At 52.7% G+C, this 18,541-nt stretch carries 15 protein-coding genes and 1 pseudogene; 8 read left to right on the top strand and 8 right to left on the bottom strand.

Annotated features, from left to right (window positions below; translation table 11 throughout):
• From FBQ85_04065 to FBQ85_04100, 8 genes are all read right to left on the bottom strand, one after another.
• Positions 1–277, bottom strand: a 277-nt coding sequence (locus FBQ85_04065) for a hypothetical protein (protein ID MDL1874332.1), incomplete at its 3' end; no start/stop codon positions are given.
• Between the two features lie 155 nt (positions 278–432).
• Complete coding sequence (locus FBQ85_04070; GenBank protein ID MDL1874333.1) at positions 433–1,227, bottom strand: calcium-binding EGF-like domain-containing protein; 795 nt, start codon at positions 1,225–1,227, stop codon at positions 433–435.
• A 205-nt stretch (positions 1,228–1,432) separates the two neighbouring features.
• Positions 1,433–2,722: a hypothetical protein gene (locus tag FBQ85_04075; protein MDL1874334.1), complete on the bottom strand. Its 1,290-nt coding sequence runs from the start codon at positions 2,720–2,722 to the stop codon at positions 1,433–1,435.
• A gap of 102 nt (positions 2,723–2,824) precedes the next feature.
• Positions 2,825–3,151 carry a helix-turn-helix domain-containing protein gene (locus tag FBQ85_04080; GenBank protein ID MDL1874335.1) on the bottom strand — a complete coding sequence of 109 codons (327 nt, stop codon included), beginning with the start codon at positions 3,149–3,151 and terminating at the stop codon, positions 2,825–2,827.
• Between the two features lie 10 nt (positions 3,152–3,161).
• Entirely contained in the window at positions 3,162–3,473 is a 312-nt protein-coding gene (locus tag FBQ85_04085) for a hypothetical protein (protein MDL1874336.1), read from the bottom strand.
• A 240-nt stretch (positions 3,474–3,713) separates the two neighbouring features.
• Positions 3,714–7,397, bottom strand: a complete 3,684-nt coding sequence (locus FBQ85_04090) for an AAA family ATPase (GenBank protein MDL1874337.1) — start codon at positions 7,395–7,397, stop codon at positions 3,714–3,716.
• A 205-nt stretch (positions 7,398–7,602) separates the two neighbouring features.
• Positions 7,603–9,066 carry an aminopeptidase P family protein gene (locus FBQ85_04095; protein MDL1874338.1) on the bottom strand — a complete coding sequence of 488 codons (1,464 nt, stop codon included), beginning with the start codon at positions 9,064–9,066 and terminating at the stop codon, positions 7,603–7,605.
• A 137-nt stretch (positions 9,067–9,203) separates the two neighbouring features.
• On the bottom strand, positions 9,204–10,904 hold the full coding sequence (locus FBQ85_04100; protein ID MDL1874339.1) for a glutamine--tRNA ligase/YqeY domain fusion protein: 1,701 nt from the start codon (positions 10,902–10,904) through the stop codon (positions 9,204–9,206).
• Between the two features lie 131 nt (positions 10,905–11,035).
• Between FBQ85_04100 and FBQ85_04105 the strand changes: the two are divergent.
• The 8 genes and pseudogenes from FBQ85_04105 (at position 11,036) to FBQ85_04140 (ending at position 18,539) form a co-directional block, all read left to right on the top strand.
• Positions 11,036–11,433, top strand: a pseudogene (locus tag FBQ85_04105) (HEPN domain-containing protein).
• Positions 11,412–11,723 (top strand): nucleotidyltransferase domain-containing protein, encoded by a 312-nt coding sequence (locus tag FBQ85_04110; protein MDL1874340.1) that lies wholly within the window; start codon positions 11,412–11,414, stop codon positions 11,721–11,723. Before FBQ85_04105 ends, FBQ85_04110 begins: the two are co-directional and overlap by 22 nt.
• A gap of 249 nt (positions 11,724–11,972) precedes the next feature.
• Positions 11,973–12,665 (top strand): succinate dehydrogenase cytochrome b subunit, encoded by a 693-nt coding sequence (locus FBQ85_04115; protein ID MDL1874341.1) that lies wholly within the window; start codon positions 11,973–11,975, stop codon positions 12,663–12,665.
• A gap of 2 nt (positions 12,666–12,667) precedes the next feature.
• Complete coding sequence (locus tag FBQ85_04120) at positions 12,668–14,584, top strand: fumarate reductase/succinate dehydrogenase flavoprotein subunit (protein ID MDL1874342.1); 1,917 nt, start codon at positions 12,668–12,670, stop codon at positions 14,582–14,584.
• On the top strand, positions 14,581–15,324 hold the full coding sequence (locus FBQ85_04125; GenBank protein MDL1874343.1) for a succinate dehydrogenase/fumarate reductase iron-sulfur subunit: 744 nt from the start codon (positions 14,581–14,583) through the stop codon (positions 15,322–15,324). The genes FBQ85_04120 and FBQ85_04125 overlap by 4 nt, the downstream gene beginning before the upstream one ends.
• A 109-nt stretch (positions 15,325–15,433) precedes the next feature.
• Entirely contained in the window at positions 15,434–16,444 is a 1,011-nt protein-coding gene (locus FBQ85_04130) for a hypothetical protein (GenBank protein MDL1874344.1), read from the top strand.
• 86 nt (positions 16,445–16,530) lie between these two features.
• Entirely contained in the window at positions 16,531–17,037 is a 507-nt protein-coding gene (locus FBQ85_04135; GenBank protein ID MDL1874345.1) for a hypothetical protein, read from the top strand.
• A gap of 167 nt (positions 17,038–17,204) precedes the next feature.
• The gene (locus FBQ85_04140; GenBank protein ID MDL1874346.1) at positions 17,205–18,539 is read left to right on the top strand and encodes a serine hydroxymethyltransferase; all 1,335 of its coding nucleotides are present in this window, start codon (positions 17,205–17,207) and stop codon (positions 18,537–18,539) included.
• The last annotated feature ends 2 nt before the right edge of the window (positions 18,540–18,541 follow it).

Raw genomic sequence — 18,541 nt, forward strand, 5'->3', positions numbered from 1 at the left:
ACGGATCACCGGTCGCGCCCTGCCAGAGCGATTTTCCGGAGGAGGAAATGACTTCATAATAAATGCCGCCGGGCTTTTCAACCAGGCGCCTTTGCTTGACGCGGCCCGGCCGCAAAGCGGATTTTACCAGCGTGAGGGAGTCGTTCTTCATGCGCAAATGCAGAAAGACAATTTGCGCGTCACTTTGCGGTTGGGCATTGGCAGTGCTCGCAGACCGCGCCATTGCCACCACCGTGATCAGAAGCGCAAACCGCAACAGCGTTTTGTGAGGTTTCATGAGGCAAATTCATCCTGCAAAAACAATTCGATGACAGAAAGATGGAGGGCAGAAAAATGATTGGGGCCGGCTTTTATCAACTTACCGGCATGACACCAGACACTATTTTTCTATCTCACATCTTTCTGTCATTGGCTCAAAACGGCTCTTACCTGTTAACGGGTCGTGCCGCCCTTCTTCTTTCCACAATCCGATTGTGCGGCTTCGGACACAATGTCGCCCTTCTCGGTCTCGGTGATGAGACCCGCACCCACAAAATCATTCGCGGAGTGCGCCACGCAGCTCACGTACGCGCCGTGGTTCTTCCAGCCGTTATCACACGGGCAATACTGTGCGATGGAGCAACCGGTCGCATCCACCACGTCGCCGGAGACTGTTCCGGCGCACTGGTCGGCGTTATCGTCTACGCCGTCGCCATCGGCGTCCGTGACTTCCTGAACGTCGCAATTCGTGCCGGTCCAGCCAGGCTCGCAATAGCAGAAGTAAGCATTTACCCTATCCTCACAGTCACCATGGACGCACGGGTTAGCCGAGCACTCGTCGATGTCATATTCACAATTATCGCCGGTAAACCCGGGCGCGCACGTGCAGGTGTAGCTTCCATCGCCATTGTCTGCACATTGGCCACCATATTGGCATGGGTTGGGATTGCAGGGATCGGTGGCTTCTGGAATGTGGCAATACGTGCCGGTCCAGCCGGGATTGCACTGATGGACGATAATGTCTCCCGTGTCGGAGTCTTCACACTGGTAGCCATGTAGCAGATCTACACATTCAGATCCGCTGCCGCAAGGATTGCTTTCGCACTCGTCGAGATCAGGCTCTTCGGGAGGCGGTGGTACCAGGCCCGTTTTCTGAACCGGGTCGACGACGCCTTTGGGGTCGCCGGTACAGCCGACGATCAGCACGACCGCGAGCACGAGCGCGCTTAAGAAATACAGAATACGCATAAAAGCTTCTCCTTCGATTAAGTTTGAGGGGTTACGATTTACTCTTTACGAGTTACGTAAAACGTAATGCGTGATCCGTAAAAAACAGACTTCAAAGCCTTTCAGCACAAGCAAGGAACACCACCTCCTTTCAAAGCGCAAAGCAAATGGCCAATTGCTAATTGTTAATTGACAATTGAGAATTAGCGATTAACAATTTTACTGCTTAGAACTTTGCTTGCGTGACCAGACCGGTAGCGCCATTCAGTTTAAGAGCGCGCGCGCGCTCCTCGCGGATGATGCCGCGAATCAAATCCGCATCGCCCCAGCTTTTTACCATTCTGCCGTTGATGAAAAACGTCGGCGTGCCTTTCACCCCGGCGATCGCGCCGTCGGCGATTTCTTCGCGTACTTGTTGGATGGTCGCTGCGTCGTTCATGCAGGCTTCGAATTCTGCGGCATCCCAGCCGCGCTGCTGCGCCAGGTCGAGCACCAGCTTGCGGTTCAACTGCTTTTGCTGGCGGAACAGATCGTCGTGAAAACTCCAAAAATCGCCGCGTTGCTGCGCGCAGACCCCGGCCCGCGCCGCCAGTCCGGCGTTGCGATGAAAATCACGCAGCACGTTGGGATTGATGGCTTTGTCGAGGGGATAATTCAGGAAGTAGAGTTGCACGTCTTTTTCATACTGTTTGATAATGTCGCCGAAACGTGTGGCCGCCGCGCCGCAAGCCGGACACTCGAAGTCGCTGAACTCGACGATGGTGATTTTGCTGTTGCGGTTGCCCCACGCGGCTGCCGAGCTGTCAACGTCCATTGCGACGGGTTTCTGCGCAAAGTGCGCGGCCAGGTTGTCTTTGATGGAGGCGCTTTTCTGCTGGCCGTGTTCATATTTCTCCAACCCGAGATAGCCCACACTGAACAGTGAAACCGCCAGCGCGCTGAAGAGCACGGGCTGAGGAGAAAATCCCAACCCCGCAGGCCGGCCCAACACGCTCTTGAAGTATTGCGCCAGGAAGCGCCACACTTCGTTATCCGTAAGCTGGAGCGCCCGCACCAGCAAAGCGACGATGGCCAAATTGATGGCGTACATGCCAATGCACACCGGGCACACCGCCTTCAGGAGCACGAGATGATAGGCTTTATAAAATGAAAAGAGCACCGCGCCCAGGCTGAAGACCAATGCCGCCGCAGTCGTGGAACTGGCGCGGTCTTTATCTTTGCTCAACGCCGCAAAGATCACCGCCAGAGCCATGCCGAGATAGAGCAAAAAGCCCCACCAGCCCGAGGGCATGCCGAGCAAGGTGGCGTAGCCACTGGTGAGCGCCGAGTTGCAGGAAATCCAATTGTTGAACGAGCACCCGCCGGCGTTGACTGTTCCGGATTGGGCGGCGGTGAGCGTCACGTTCGTGGCGTACAAGGCCAATCCGCCGCCGAGAAGACAGCAGAGCAGAGCGGCCCATAAAGACCCTTTGCGCAGGTTGACCGATTGACGGGGGGGTTGCTTTTTCACATTCACCGTGTTGCCTCCTTCTTCATGGTTAAGGGTTCATTGTTTATTGAAAAAGTGGCTGGCATAACGTCATGTACGCATTTGCGCAGCCTTGACTTCACAGTGTCTTCACGACTTCTTCCGAAATTGCGTGGGCGTCATGCCAAAATCTTCATGGAAACACTGGGCAAAATACGCCGTGCTGCGAAAACCAACCCGATAAGCCACCTCGGTGACGGAGAGAACTGTCTGTTTGAGCAACGCCTGCGCCCGGCGCAAGCGTGCGGCACGAAGCAACGCACTCGCGGAGGGTTGCTGCAACGCGCGCAGCTTGCGGTGGAGTTGCGAACGGCTGATCCCGACCTCGCGGCTCAATTCCACCACCTTAAAGCGCTCGTCGCTGAGACGCTTTTCGATCACCGCCAGAATTTTTTTGAGAAAGGTTTGCTCGGGCATTGGCAGAACTTCATGGTCGGATCTCAGCTTTTGCTTTGAGAGGATATAAAACACTCTGGCTCAACTCGTTCTTTTCACCCAAAACTTGTATCGCGCCCAGCAAGGCCTTGAAACGGTCGGTATTAACGTGCGCGGCCATTTTTTCCTGGGATTCCCAAATTTGCACGCAGCAATAGGCATTTTCGTCATCAATGCGTTGGTAAACGGCGCGCTCCAGGCAGCCCAATTCCGGCGGCGCGGCCAGGATGAGCGACTGCATCGCCTGCAAAAACTCCGTTCGCTTCTGCGGTTTGATAAAAACAGTTAATTTGAGGATGGTCATGGCTGGTGCGTGCTCAAATGGTTATAACAAGACACGCCGAAGTAGCCAAACCTTATGCCGCGTTAAGCGGTATGGTGGGTGAGGCAGATAAGATATTGTTTATTAGGCAGGGGAGACTAACTGCAGTACTAAGAAAAGAAAGATCAATACCACGTACACCCGCGACATATCACGGAAGCCGCGAAATATCGTGGGCAAAAAGGCAAAGTCATTATCTACACGCCATCTTGGTTTTGAGACTCACACCCGCCGAATGCCGAGCTTGTTCATGCGGCTGCGCAAAGTGCTGGGATTGAGACCCAACCTCGCCGCCGCGCCCTCGGCCCCCTCGATTTTCCACTGCGTCGCTTCCAGCGTTTTGAGAATGTGCTCGCGCTCGATATCTTCGAGCGTTTTGGCGCCGGTGGCCGTTGCATTGGACAGCGCCGGTAGCTCAATGCGCAGCGTGTTGTCGACCGTCGTGACCACCGCCCGCTCAATGACGTTCTGCAGCTCCCTGACGTTGCCGGGCCAGGCATATTGCTGCAAAGCTTGCATGGTTTTCTGCGGTATCGCGTCAATGGATTTTCCCAGTTTCTTGCTGAATCTTTGCACGAACGCCCCGACGAGCAGGGGAATGTCTTGCTGGCGCTTGCGCAGGGCGGGCACGGTGATGGGATAAACGCTCAGGCGGTAAAAAAGGTCCTTGCGAAAACGGCCCTGGCGGATTTCTTCGTCCAAATCGCGATTGGTCGCGGCGATGACGCGCGTTTTGACTTTGAGGGTTTTGGGATTGCCCAGACGCTCGAATTCACCATCTTGCAGCACGCGCAACAGCTTGGGTTGCAGCTCCAGCGGCAGCTCGCCAATTTCGTCCAAAAAAATCGTCGTGCCGTCCGCTAACTCAAAGCGGCCGAGCTGTTTTTCGACGGCGCCGGTAAACGCGCCCTTCTCATGGCCGAACAACTCGCTTTCGATCAAGTGGGAGGGCAGCGCGGCGCAATTCAACTTCACCAACGGGCGCTCGCGATACGGGCTAAGATGGTGAATGGCGCGCGCAAACAACTCTTTGCCCACGCCAGTCTCGCCGAGCAAAAGCACGGTGGTGTCGCCGGACGCGACTTGCTCGACTTTGTGGAGCACGTATTTCAGCGCCTCACTTTCGCCGATAATCTCGTCATAATTGTGCTCCAGCTTGATCTCCTGCTGAAGATAAATGTTCTCCGCCTGCAATTGTTCTTTCAACTGCGAGATTTCCATGAACGCTTGCCGCAGCGCTTCCTCGGCCTGCTGGCGCTTGATAATTTCTTTCTCCAGCGCTTTGTTTCTCGCTTTAATATCCGCTATTCTCAGGCGATGCGCCGAGAGGACGAGCCCGATAAGCGTGACCACACTCAAAATCCGAAACCAGAGCGTTTTCCACCACGGCGGGGTGACGATGATTTTGAGTGACGTGCCTGCTTCATTCCAAACGCCGTCGTTATTCGAGCCTTTCACGTGCAGAACGTATCCACCCGGATCGAGGTTGGTAAAGGTGGCCTCGCGATTCGTGCCCAGTTGAATCCACTGCTCGCGATAGCCTTCCAGTTTATAAGCATATTGATTCTTTTCCGGATTCCGGAAATTCAAGGCGGCAAATTCAAAGGAAATGATATTGTCTTTGTAAGAGAGATTGATCTCCCGCCGGGCGAAAATGCCTTTTTCGACAATCGCCACGCCCTCGGCGTCATCGGTATTATAGCGCTTAAAAGCCGTAATCACCACCGGCGGTATGAAAGGATTGTCTTTGATACTGTCGGGATGAAACGCGGTCACGCCGTTCATGCCGCCGAAAAACATCTCACCGTCGCGGCTTTTAAACCACGCCCCGCGATTGAATTCCTGGTGCGATAAACCATCCTCGACCGTATAGTTTTTGAACGCGGAAGCTGTCGACGTGAAACAAGCGATGCCGTTATTGGTGCTCAACCACAAACGGCCGTGATCATCTTCCAAAATGCCCCATATCGCACTGTTGGGCAGGCCGTCTTTCTCGGTATAATGTTGGAACTGTTCCGTGTGCCGGTCGAACGAGTCCAGCCCGCCGTCCGTTCCAATCCACAACCTGCCGGCGCGATCTTCATGGAGGGAGCGAATGACATTGTTGATCAAGCTGTGAGGATTCTTCTGGTCGTGAGCAAAGCGTTTGAAGCGGCCCGAGGCTGCATCAAACTGCTGAAGTCCGTCGTGCCAGGTCCCAACCCACAGCACGCCGGAATGATCAACAAAAAGCGGGCGGAGGTTGTTGCTGCCAAGTCCATTAGGATCATTCGGGTCCTGTTTGTACGCCGTGCGATGATATTGGCCGTCGTCGTTCCGTCGCAGCCGCACGAGCCCGCCGCTCGTTCCAACCCAAAGAGTGTTAGCGCCCGTGGAATCTTCGCAGATGGAAAAGATTTGCATTCGGCTCAGCACGCTGGGATTTTGCGGATCATCTTCCCAGCGGATCACCCCAAAGCGCCCGTTGCTTGTTCTTATCAGTTCGTCGGGGTCGAATTGTTTGAGCACGTAATCCGTTCCGACCCAAAGCATGCCGCGGCGGTCTTCGTAAATCACATTGACCTTGTTCTCATAATGCTTCTTCGAGAAGTTGCTGAAATAAACAGCCTGCTCTTGCCCGCGTTCGTCCCGTGTTCTGCGGAAGAAGCCGTTTTCCGTTCCAATCCAAAGGGCCCCACGGCGATCTTTGCAAATGGCCCAAATAATATTATGAGAAGAATTTTGAGAATTCTCAAGCTCGTTGACTAACGCCGTAAACGGCGCTCGACCGGGATCCAATTTATTCAATCCATTGTCCGTGCCAATCCACAGGGCGCCCGCACGGTCGCTACGCACGGAAAAAACGCGGTTATTGCTCAGGCTCTGTTTTGCGCTGCCTTCTGTACGAGACGCAGGATTGGGATTTTCGACATAATACGTGAATCGCCCGGTGGCGGGATCAAACCGATTCAGCCCGCCGCCCAGCGTGCCCAGCCAGAAAGTTCCAAAGCGATCTTCACAAATAGATCGCACTTCGGGATGACTCAGTTCATATCCCGATTGCCCTTGAAAAAATGAAGAAAGATCGGGATTCGGATCAAAAGCATAGCGTGTGAATTTTTGCGTGCTGCGATCAAATTGATTGAGTCCGCCCCGGCCCGTGCCAATCCACAACCTGCCGGCGCGATCTTCGTAAATGGCGCGCACGATATTGTCGCTCAAACTGTGAGCATCATTGGGGTCGTGGACAAAGCGGGTAAATTGTTTCGTAGCAGGATCAAGGCGATGCAATCCTCCGCCTTCCGTGCCAATCCAGATTGTACGCGAGCGATCTTCATAGAGGGCGCAGACCGTGGGATGGCCCAGGCTGTGGGGAGTTTGTGGGTCCGGCAGGAAACGAGTAAACGTGTTCGTGACGTGATCAAACTGATTAAGCCCATGCTCGGTGCCTATCCACAAGGCGCCGGTGTGATCTTCGTGGATGGTGTTAACTTTGTTTTCGCTTAAACTGTGAGGATTTCCGGGGTCGTGAACAAAGCGGGTAAATTGTTCGGTTGCGGGATCAAACCGATTGAGGCCGCCGCTGAAGGTTCCAACCCAGAGTGTGCCCGCGCGATCTTCATAAATTGACAAAATCCAATCTGACGAAATTGAGGTGGAATCCGCGGCTTCATTTTTATATGCCACAAAGTTGTAGCCATCGAATCTATTCAAGCCGTCGCCGGTGCCAAACCACATAAAGCCCCGGCGGTCTTGTAGCATGCAATGCACCGAGCTTTGCGAAAGCCCGTGCGCCACGGTGAGATGCTCGAATTTGAGCGGGCGCTCGCTAAAAGTCTGCGCGAGCAAAGTTGGCGTCAGCAACATCCGGGCGATGATTGCCGGAAATAAAAACCGAATAAAAAAACCAAGCCGTTTCGTTCGCATGACGACGCATCCATGATAGAACGGGAAAATGCAGTACGACTAAAAAATCAAGCCATCAAAATGTTAGGGAGAAATAGAGATGAGGCAAAATTAAGGCACTGCAACGCTGCCAATGCATGCGCTGCTATTTCAATCATTTGTGTTCAACAACTTTCATTAAAAACCGCGCAGAGCAATCGTCATCGCGGAGTAGCTCAAGTCTTTATCATTTGATCGACTCTGCCGCGGGATACGTTTCCAAAATTCCTTTCTCTGCCATGATTTTTTCAATGCGCGCACGATCGCGCGGCACAAAATCCGAGAGAATGTCCGCGCCCGTCGGCGTGATCACGATGACATCTTCCAGGCGAATGTAAATCTTTTCCTCCGGCACGCGCAGCGCCGGTTCGATGGTAAAAACCATGCCCGGTTTGAGCGGGCCGGTGTACGTTCCAACATCGTGCGTGGCCATGCCCACCCAATGGCCGAGATAGGTATCGGGATTGCTTGCCCCGCTGCGATAAGACTCCACAAAATTGCGCGCCGCCGTTTGATGATGCGGTTTGGAAAATTTCGCTTTCGCCAGCAAATCATCCATGATTTTAACCGCTTCCTGCTTGATCGCGGCCGCACTTACGCCCACGCGAATGGTTTTGAGAATCGCCTCGTAGCAGCCGAGATAAAAATCATACAGCTCGCGTTGCCACGCGTTGAACTTACCGTTCACCGGCCACATGCGCGTGACGTCGCTCATGTAGTATCCGAAATCCGGCGCAAAATCCATCAACAAAAAATCGCCGTCTTTCATTTGGCGCTTGCCGGCATTGTAATGCGGATACCACGCATTCGAGGCGCTCGCGATGAGCGAATAATACGCCTCGCCCTGCGCGCCGTTGCGAAAGTAAATAAACTTGGCCAAGCCATCCAACTCGTGCTCGAATTGTCCCGGCTGCGTCGAGCGCATCGCCTCGATCAGCGCAAGTCCCGACAAGCGCGTGGCTTTGTTGATCATGGCGATCTCTGCCGGACTTTTGATGAGGCGAAGCTCGTCGAGAATCGGCGTGAGGTTTTGAATGTCAAAATTTGGAAAACGTCGTCGCAAGAGATCAATGAAATAACTTTCGCGGCCCGGTCTGCCATCCCACTGATCGTTGGCAACATCACTGATAAAACGCAGAGCCAGGTCACGGCTCATAGCATAACCTTCCGCCGGACTGAAAGGCGTGAACAGCTTTTGCAGATTGACGTTGCGGGCATAACGCGCGAGATGCTCGCCGAGCAACTCCACGGGATAGACGGCTTCCAGGCCACTGAGTTGTATAATAAGCGAATCGTCTTCGGCTGACAAAAGCTTGCCTTCACTGCGTTCTCGTCCAACATTGCGATGCGGCAAATACAGCGAAGCGCGGCGCCGGCCGCCGTCGAGCAGCAAATAAGCATGCGGCGACTCGATGCCGCAGAGATAATAAAACTCATTTGATTGCCGGAAGCGCACGTAGCCTGCCGGACTAGGCGCGCCCTGGACCACGGCAAGCGCATCTTTGCCGATGGCATCATAAACCGCATTGCGGCGCTGCGCAAACTCTGCCGGCGTGAAATCTTTGGTGAAGAGGGAAAAGCCTTCTTGGGCGAGGGAGATGTTCGAAAGAGATAAGATGAGACCGAGACAGAAAGTTTTTGTTGGTGACATCGAGAAGCTCCAGCCAAGTGAGCATCTTTTGAATAAATCAAAAAAGCGAAACCCCAACGGATAACCGCTGCCAACAGATGAGAATTTTCATAACGAAATCCGTTGGCAGCTTTTATCAGTTGAGACAATCCCTTTTGCTACTTCGCTTCCCCCTTCTCAATCTTCGCCCACGAGTCCTTCAATGAGACAATGCGATTAAAAACCGGTTTGCCAGGTTTTGAGTCAACCGCATCAGCACAAAAATAACCCAGGCGCTCGAATTGATAACGGCTACCGGGCACGGCATGCGCCAAGCTCGGTTCGAGATAACAATCCCGCAACGTTTCCAAAGAATTCGGATTGAGCTGCGCGATGAAATCACTACCGTCTTTGTTGTCTTCGGGATTTTCTTTGACAAACAGCCGATCGTACAATCTCACCTCGGCTTTTACAGCGCTGGCTGCCGCCACCCAATGAATCGTGCCTTTGACTTTGCGGCCATCGGGCGAATCGCCGCCGCGCGTTGCCGGATCATAGGTGCAATGCAGCTCGATAATTTCGCCGGTTTTCTCGTCCTTCACGACATTGGTGCAGGTGATGAAATAAGCATAACGCAGCCGCACTTCGCGGCCCGGCGCGAGACGGAAAAATTTCTTTGGCGGGTCTTCACGAAAATCCTCGCGCTCGATATAAAGCACGCGGCCGAACGGAACCTTGCGCGTGCCCGCAGCCGGGTCTTCGGGATTATTAACCGCGTCCAATTCTTCGATCTGATTTTCGGGATAATTTGTTATCACCACGCGCAACGGCTGCAAAACCGCCATGACGCGCGGCGCGTGCCGGTTGAGATATTCGCGCACGCAAGCTTCGAGCAAGGCAATGTCAACCGTGCTGAAACTCTTGGCCACGCCGATGCGATCGCAAAAATCACGAATCGCTTCCGGCGGATAACCGCGCCGGCGCATGCCCGCGAGCGTAGGCATACGGGGATCATCCCAGCCCGCAACATGTTTCTGTTCGACAAGCTGCAAGAGTTTGCGCTTGCTCATGATGGTATAACCGAGATTTAGCCGGGCAAATTCGATCTGCTGCGGATGATGAATGCCGAGCGCATCGAGAAACCAATCATAAAGCGGGCGATGATCTTCATATTCCAGCGAGCATAGCGAATGCGTGATGCCCTCGATGGAATCCGACTGGCCGTGCGCCCAATCATACATGGGATAGATGCACCATTTGTCGCCGGTGCGATGGTGGCTGGCCTTGCGAATGCGATACATCACCGGATCACGCAGGTTGAGATTGGGCGAGGCCATGTCGATTTTCGCGCGCAGCACCTTGGCGCCATCGGCAAACTCGCCACGGCGCATGCGCTCGAATAAATCCAAATTTTCCGCCACCGTCCGCTCGCGATACGGGCTGGGCTTGCCGGGCTCGGTCAACGTGCCGCGATAGTCGCGAATTTCATCCGCGCTGAGATCATCGACATACGCTTTGCCGGCTTTGATAAGCTGCACCGCGAATTCATAAAGCTGCTCGAAATAATCCGAGGCAAAGTAAAGATGCTCGCCCCAATCATAGCCGAGCCAGCGAATGTCGGCCATGATGGAATCGACGTATTCCTGCTCTTCCTTGGTGGGGTTGGTGTCATCGAAACGGAGGTGGCAACGGCCGCCGAATTCCTGCGCCATGTTAAAATCAATGCTGATGGCTTTGGCATGGCCGATATGCAAATAGCCGTTGGGCTCCGGCGGAAATCGCGTGATGACTTTCCCACCAAAGCGGCCCGAGCGGTTATGTTCTAGTATCATGTCGCGGATAAAATGGGATACTGCTGGTGTTGACTCGTGGTTTGGCATAAAAATGGAATCCTTTGTGGTTACTTCAGTTTGAGAAAAACCTATAGAAAATCAAGCCCAAACAATCCAACTGCTTGCAAGTTGATTTTATTTTAAGTAGTTTTGTCTGTCTGTTCAAATAAAAGCGAAAAATGGCTACAGCCAAACACATCAATTACTGGCTAACTAGCGCTGAACATGATCTCATCTCGGCAGAAACTCTGTTCGAGCATCAACGCTACGATTGGTGCCTTTTTATTGGGCATTTGGGCATCTGGTGATTGAAAAAGTGCTCAAGGCATTTTTTGTGCGAGACAACCCTGGCGCACCAGTGCCCTTGGTTCACAACCTTCTCAAATTGGCCGAGAAAACCAAATTGCACTTCACCACCGAGCAAAAGGCGTTATTGGCAGAAATCAATCAATTCAATCTCAAGGCGCGATACCCCGATTATAAATTTGAGTTTTATCAAAAATGCACTCGCGCATTCGCACAAAATTATTTTGATAGAATCAAGGAGTTTCGGCAATGGCTGTTGCAGCAAATATGACGGATAAGATTCAACGTCTTATTCAATTGACCAACCCAAGCCTTCGTTTGGAGGCCGTTTATCTCTTCGGATCGTCAGCCAGAGGGACAACACATGCCTGGAGCGATATCGATCTGGCCATCGTTTCACCGGATTTCAGCGGCGACAGCTTTGAAGACAGCAAACGGCTCATACCTTACATCCTGCAAGTGGATTCCGGCATTGAAGCCCACCCCTTCCGGCCGGAAGATTTTTCGACAGACAATCCCTTCGTGAAAGAGATTGTGGACACGGGTTTGCGCATTTTATAGCTTTCTTCTGCCAACCGGATTCAAACCGATATTTCCACGCCTGGCACGATCAGATCCTCAATCGTGCATTTGTTTATTCATGCAGAATATAGTCACATTACGCCTTGCCGTCAATTCTTTATTTTCATATTTGACGCGGTTGTAAAATCCCTTGCAACTCTCGCCGAGGCGTTTTATGTTTCTGCGTGTCTTTTTTATGCTCACCTGCAATTTAGGCTTTCGCTCGCAACGTAAGGGAAGGAGGAATGGATGAATGAAAAGCCTGCGGTATTGACCTCATCGATTGGCAGTAAGATTTTGATGGCGTTGACCGGCCTCGCGCTGGTGCTGTTTATTCTGGTTCACATGGCCGGCAACCTACAAATGTTTATCGGCCAGGATGCGATGAACAACTATGGCATCGCCCTGAGGAAGTTTGGCCCGCTGCTCTGGGTTGTGCGGTTCGGTTTGCTCGCGGTGGCGCTGGCCCATGTGATCATGTCGATCCGGCTGTGGTTGCAGAATCGCGCGGCGCGGCCGCTGGCCTACGCTTTCAAGAATACGGTGCAAGCCTCGCTGGCTTCGCGTACAATGATCATCAGCGGTTTGATCATTCTCGGTTTTCTGGTGTATCATCTGTTGCATTTCACGCTGGGCGTGACGCATCCCGATGATTTCGCCTTGCACGATGCCCAGGGCCGTCACGATATCTACAATATGGTGGTGCATGGTTTTCAGAATCCATTGGTGTCCGGCTTTTATATTCTCGCCATGGTGCTGCTCTTCTCCCACCTGAGCCACGGCGCGTCCAGCTTTTTTCAGTCGCTCGGCTGGAATCCTCCCTGTCTTAACAATTTCATCAAGAGATTCGGGCCCGTGGTTGCATGGTTGATTTGCTTGGGATTCGTTTCAGTGCCATTGGGCGTGCTGCTCGGCATTATCAAACTTGCAGGAGGAAATTGATCATGAAACTCAATGCCAACATTCCTGCCGGGCCGCTGGCGGAAAAGTGGGACAGGCATAAATTCGAAATGAAGTTGATCAACCCGGCCAACAAGCGCAAATTTGACGTGATCATCGTCGGCTCCGGGCTGGCGGGCGCGTCGGCCGCTGCTTCAATGGCGGAGCTGGGTTATAATGTAAGCTGCTTCTGTTTTCAAGACAGCCCGCGGCGCGCGCACAGCATTGCGGCGCAAGGCGGCATCAACGCCGCAAAGAATTATCAAAACGACGGTGACAGTGTTTTTCGTTTGTTCTATGACACGATCAAGGGCGGCGATTTCCGCGCCCGGGAAGCAAATGTTTATCGTCTCGCGCAATTAAGTACGAATATCATCGATCAGTGTGTGGCGCAAGGCGTGCCGTTCGCGCGGGAGTACGGCGGCTTGCTGGACAATCGTTCCTTCGGCGGCGCGCAGGTGTCACGCACGTTTTATGCGCGCGGCCAAACCGGGCAACAACTGTTGTTGGGCGCGTATTCGGCGTTGAGCCGCCAAATTGGTTTGGGCAAGGTGAAGATGTTCACGCGCACGGAGATGCTCGATCTGGTGCTGATCGACGGTCAGGCGCGCGGCATTATCACCCGCAATTTAGTGAATGGTAAAATCGAACGGCACGTGGCGGATGCGGTGGTACTCGCAACCGGAGGATATAGCAACGTCTTCTACCTCTCGACCAACGCCATGGGCTGCAACACCACCGCGATTTGGCGCGCGTACAAACGCGGCGCCGCGTTCGCGAATCCCTGCTACACCCAGATTCATCCCACCTGCATTCCGGTGAGCGGCGATTATCAATCCAAACTGACGCTCATGTCGGAGTCCTTGCGCAACGACGGTCGCATTTGGGTGCCGAAGAAAAAGGGCGATACGCGCGCGCCGCAAGACATTCCCGAAAGCGAGCGCGATTATTATCTCGAACGCAAGTACCCCAGTTTCGGCAATCTTGCGCCGCGGGATATTGCCTCGCGCGCGGCCAAGGAAGTCTGCGACGAGGGCCGCGGCATCGGCGACACCAAGCGCGGTGTGTATCTCGATTTCTCGGATGCCATTCGCCGTCTCGGTGAGAACGTCATTCGCGAGCGTTACGGCAATCTCTTCGACATGTATGAGGAGATCACCGACGAGAATCCCTACAAAGTGCCGATGCGCATTTATCCCGCCCCACATTACACCATGGGCGGGTTATGGGTCGATTACAATTTGATGAGCAACATTCCCGGTTTGTTTGTGCTGGGCGAGGCGAACTTCTCGGATCACGGCGCAAACCGTTTGGGCGCAAGCGCATTGATGCAAGGCCTGGCGGACGGCTATTTTATTATTCCCTATACCATCGGGCATTATTTAGCCTCGGCGAAACCGAAGAAGATCACCTCCACCGATCATGAGGCCTTCAAGCAGGCGGAGAGCGAAGTCACCGATCGCATCAAGCGATTGTTGTCCATCAAAGGTAAACGCACAGTGGATTCCTTCCATCGCGAGCTGGGCACGATGATGTGGGAACGCTGCGGCATGGCGCGCAACGAAGCGGGCCTGCAGAAGAATCTCACGGAAATTCCCGCCTTGCGCGCTGCATATTGGCAAAATGTCAACGTGCTGGGCAATAATGAAGAATTCAATATGGCATTGGAAAAGGCTTTACGCGTGGCAGATTTCTTCGAATTTGCCGAGTTGATGTGCCGCGACGCCCTGGATCGCAAGGAATCCTGCGGCGGCCATTTTCGTGAAGAATATCAAACCAGCGAAGGCGAGGCCAAACGCGACGACGCGAACTACTGTTATGTGAGCGCCTGGGAATATCAAGGCGAGGGCAAAGCGCCAATCATGCACAAAGAACCGTTGACCTTTGAAAACGTCCAGCTAGCGGAGAGGAGCTACAAATGAAAGTGACATTGCACGTTTGGCGGCAACCGAATGCTCAAGTTTCCGGAAAAATGACCGTTTACGAAACGCCGGAAATCAGTCCCGACATGTCCTTTCTCGAGATGCTGGATGTCGTCAACCAAGATTTGAACATGAAGGGCGTGGATCCCATTGCGTTCGATCACGATTGCCGTGAAGGCATTTGCGGCGCGTGTTCATTGATGATCAACGGCATTGCGCACGGACCCGGCGGCGGCAAAACGACCTGCCAACTCTACATGCGCCAGTTCAAGAATGGCGATCATATTTATGTTGAACCCTGGCGCGCCAAACCGTTTCCGGTGCTCAAGGATTTGGTGGTGGATCGCAGCGCTTTTGACCGCATCATGGCGGCCGGCGGCTTCATCTCCGTCAATACCGGCGGCGCGCCCGATGCCAATGCGCTGCCGATTCCGAAGGATGCGGCAGAAACAGCGATGGACGCAGCGGCGTGCATCGGCTGCGGCGCATGTGTGGCTTCCTGCAAGAATGCCTCGGCCATGCTTTTCGTGGCGGCCAAGGTTTCGCACCTCGCGCATCTGCCGCAAGGACAGCCCGAGCGCGCGCGCCGCGTGCGCAATATGGTTCTGCAAATGGACAAGGAAGGCTTCGGCAACTGCACAAATCAATACGAATGCGAGGCCGTGTGCCCGAAGGAAATCAGCGTGAATTTCATTGCGAAGATGAATCGGGAATTTACGCGGGCGAGTTTGGGTGGATGATGTAAAAGTGAGATTTGAAAGCCTGGCTCAGGTGGAAGACTTGAGCTAGGCTGTTAATTCTGCATCAAAGCACTCATCGCGATCTGTATTGCATTTGAATCAGCGTACCATGATGAAAAAATCGAAACTCAAGACTTCCAATTCTTCCAAGGAATGGCGCGCATTTGAAAAGCTTGTTGCGAGAATCGAAAAAACATTAGTTCCTCGTGGAGCTTTAGTTAAATCACCAGATCGTGTCCTCGACAAGATCACCAACCGGATGAGAGAAGTTGACGCTTCTATTCGGTATCAAATTGGCACGACTCCAATTTTGATCACAATCGAATGTCGTAAACGGCGTAGAGTTTCCGATGATACCTGGATAGAGCAGTTAGCGAAGAAGAGAGAAAAATTAGGCGCAGCAACAACAGTAGCCGTGTCTTCAACAAGCTTCTCAGAATCCGCGATAAAAACCGCCCGAATCTCAAATATTGAACTACGAAGAATTGAGGAGATTGGTGCAGATGAAATCTTGGGATGGCTAAAGATAAGTGTTTATCAACACTTCCTTGTCAAAAGTATCCTACAGAATTTCGAGATTCAAGTCTATGGAGGCGGCAATGCTGAAAAGGAAGGGCAAGCGATACCACTAATCCCAGAGGCTGCTCAAAGTCTAGAGGCTGATATTTTTCATTCACCACTATTCACTCTTAAATCGGGTCCTAGCATAACCCTTAATTGGTTATACCAATACTTTAAAATAAATTATCCAACTTTCCACAATGATATTCCCTTCGACGGGACAAAGGTGCGTAAAAGGATTAGATTGGATTTTCCTGCCGGTTTAATCCATGTTTCAACGATAAAGGGCCTCCGCGCTATTAGTGCTCTGTTACTTGAACTTGACGTTTATTTTGAAAAGTTCGAACCGTCAATTAATAATGTGAAGGCTTTTGTATACTCCGATCAGGAACAGGCATTAGTCCGTGGCGCTGAATACTCAATGGACTTGCTTGGAAACTCAATAGTTCTCTCTCTACAAAAGGATTTGCACTCGCCGAAGCTTCATTTCACTATTTCGGAGATCAATGAGAAAAAAGACCAAGCCCCCATTTATCTCATTGTGGGGAAGCAGATATGATATCAATACTCACCAAAAAGAAACTCATCTATCAAAAAGACCTCGAAGACACAACCGTTCTCGCCAACGACCATCCCGATCCCGACTTGTTTTATTCACTCGAAGAAATCGCCGATTCTATAGAGGGTTTGATTGGCACTGATACACCCAGAGGCAAGAATAGGAAAATTTTGAACGACAGCGCCAAAGAGTCTTGGTTCATTTATGAAGTGGCACGACGATTGGGTTATCACTTTTCACCAATTGCCGACATCTTTCCCGCTATCCGCCATCAAGCATTAGAGATCAAGCATCACACAGGCAGGAGCGTGACAGTTGATTTCGGACGTTATCATCCCGGCTCTGATGAAGTCATCAACGAAACATGGAACCGCAAGCTGCAACTCAAAGTCAATCAGATTCGTTATCTCATTGCGCTGGCACCCCCGCCGAAGTTTAAGGTGAGGACATTGATTTTGCTTACTGGCGCACAAATCGTGAATGTGTTCGGTGTCTCACCGAAAGCGACGATTAAATATCAAATGGGAATTTCAGAAAAGTGGCGAACAGAGCATCATGGAAGGATGATGGTGGGCGAAAAACTTTGGCTATAGATCAACGCAGAGCCCCCATGATTTTCACACCGACCTTTCCCTTGCATCTTTGCGGCGTTTTTATTAACATGCGCGTCATATTTAACCGGCTGACATTTTTCAGGCATTGAAACACATCATCAAGAATCAGGACGAGACCGCAAATCCGGACGCACGAACCAACAGTAATGCCCGCGGCGACTTTGAGAAGGAGAATTGTGGTGCAACATTTAGCCAAAACCGATCCTGAAATTCATCGTGCGATTCTCGATGAAATCAATCGCCAGCATGAAACGCTGGAGTTGATCGCTTCCGAGAACCATTGCAGCCTGGCCGTGCTGGAAGCGCTGGGCCAGCCCATGACGAACAAATATGCCGAAGGCTATCCCGGCAAACGCTATTACGGCGGCTGCGAATTTGTGGACAATGCCGAAGAACTCGCGCGCGAGCGCGCCTGCCGGCTGTTCGGCGCGGATCATGCCAATGTGCAACCGCATTCCGGCAGCCAGGCCAACCTGGCATCCTATTTCACGTTTCTCAAGCCGGGCGACACGATTCTGGGCATGAATCTCGCGCACGGCGGCCATCTCACGCACGGCAGTCCGGTGAACTTCTCCGGCAAAATTTTTAACGTCGTCTTTTATGGCGTCGATGCGAAAACGGAACGCGTCGACATGAATCAAGTGCGCGATCTTGCCCAAAAGCACAAGCCCAAAATGATCATCGTGGGTGCGAGCGCGTACTCGCGCCAATTTGAGTATGACGTCTTTCGCGAAATCGCGGACGAAGTCAATGCCAAGGTGGTCGCCGATATTGCCCATCCCGCCGGCCTGATCGCCGCCAAGCTGCTCGACAACCCGTTGCCGCATTGCCACGCCGTCACCACCACCACGCACAAAACTTTGCGCGGCCCGCGCGGCGGCATGATTCTGGTCGGCAACGACGAAGAAAACGACATGGGCTTAACCACGCCCAAAGGCCGCAAAAAGAAATGGTCGGAGTTGATCGACTCTGCCGTGTTTCCCGGTTTTCAAGGCGGCCCGCTCATGCACGTGATTGCGGCCAAAGCCGTGGCATTCAAAGAAGCCTTGCAAATCGACTTCATTGAGTATTCCCGCCAGGTGATTCATAACGCGCAAGCGATGTCCAAAAAATTGATGGATCTGGGTTATGACATCGTCTCGGGCGGCACGGACAATCATCTGCTCTTGGTCGATTTGCGCAATCGTGATCTCACCGGCAAGGATGCCGAAGCGGCTCTGGAAAAGGCCGGCATCACCGTCAACAAGAACATGGTGCCGAACGATCATCAGCCGCCCACGGTCACCAGCGGCATTCGCATCGGCACGCCCGCATTGACGACGCGCGGCATGAAAGAAAATGAAATGCGCGAAGTCGCTTTCTTGATCGACAAAGTGCTTTCGGATATTCGTAATGAAACCGCCCGGGCGCGCGTGCGGGAGCAAGTTCTCGATTTAAGCCAGCGGTTTCCGCTATACGCGGAGTTAACTTCGAGCGAATAGGT

Source organism: Cytophagia bacterium CHB2 (assembly GCA_030263535.1).
GTDB lineage: Bacteria > Zhuqueibacterota > Zhuqueibacteria > Zhuqueibacterales > Zhuqueibacteraceae > Coneutiohabitans.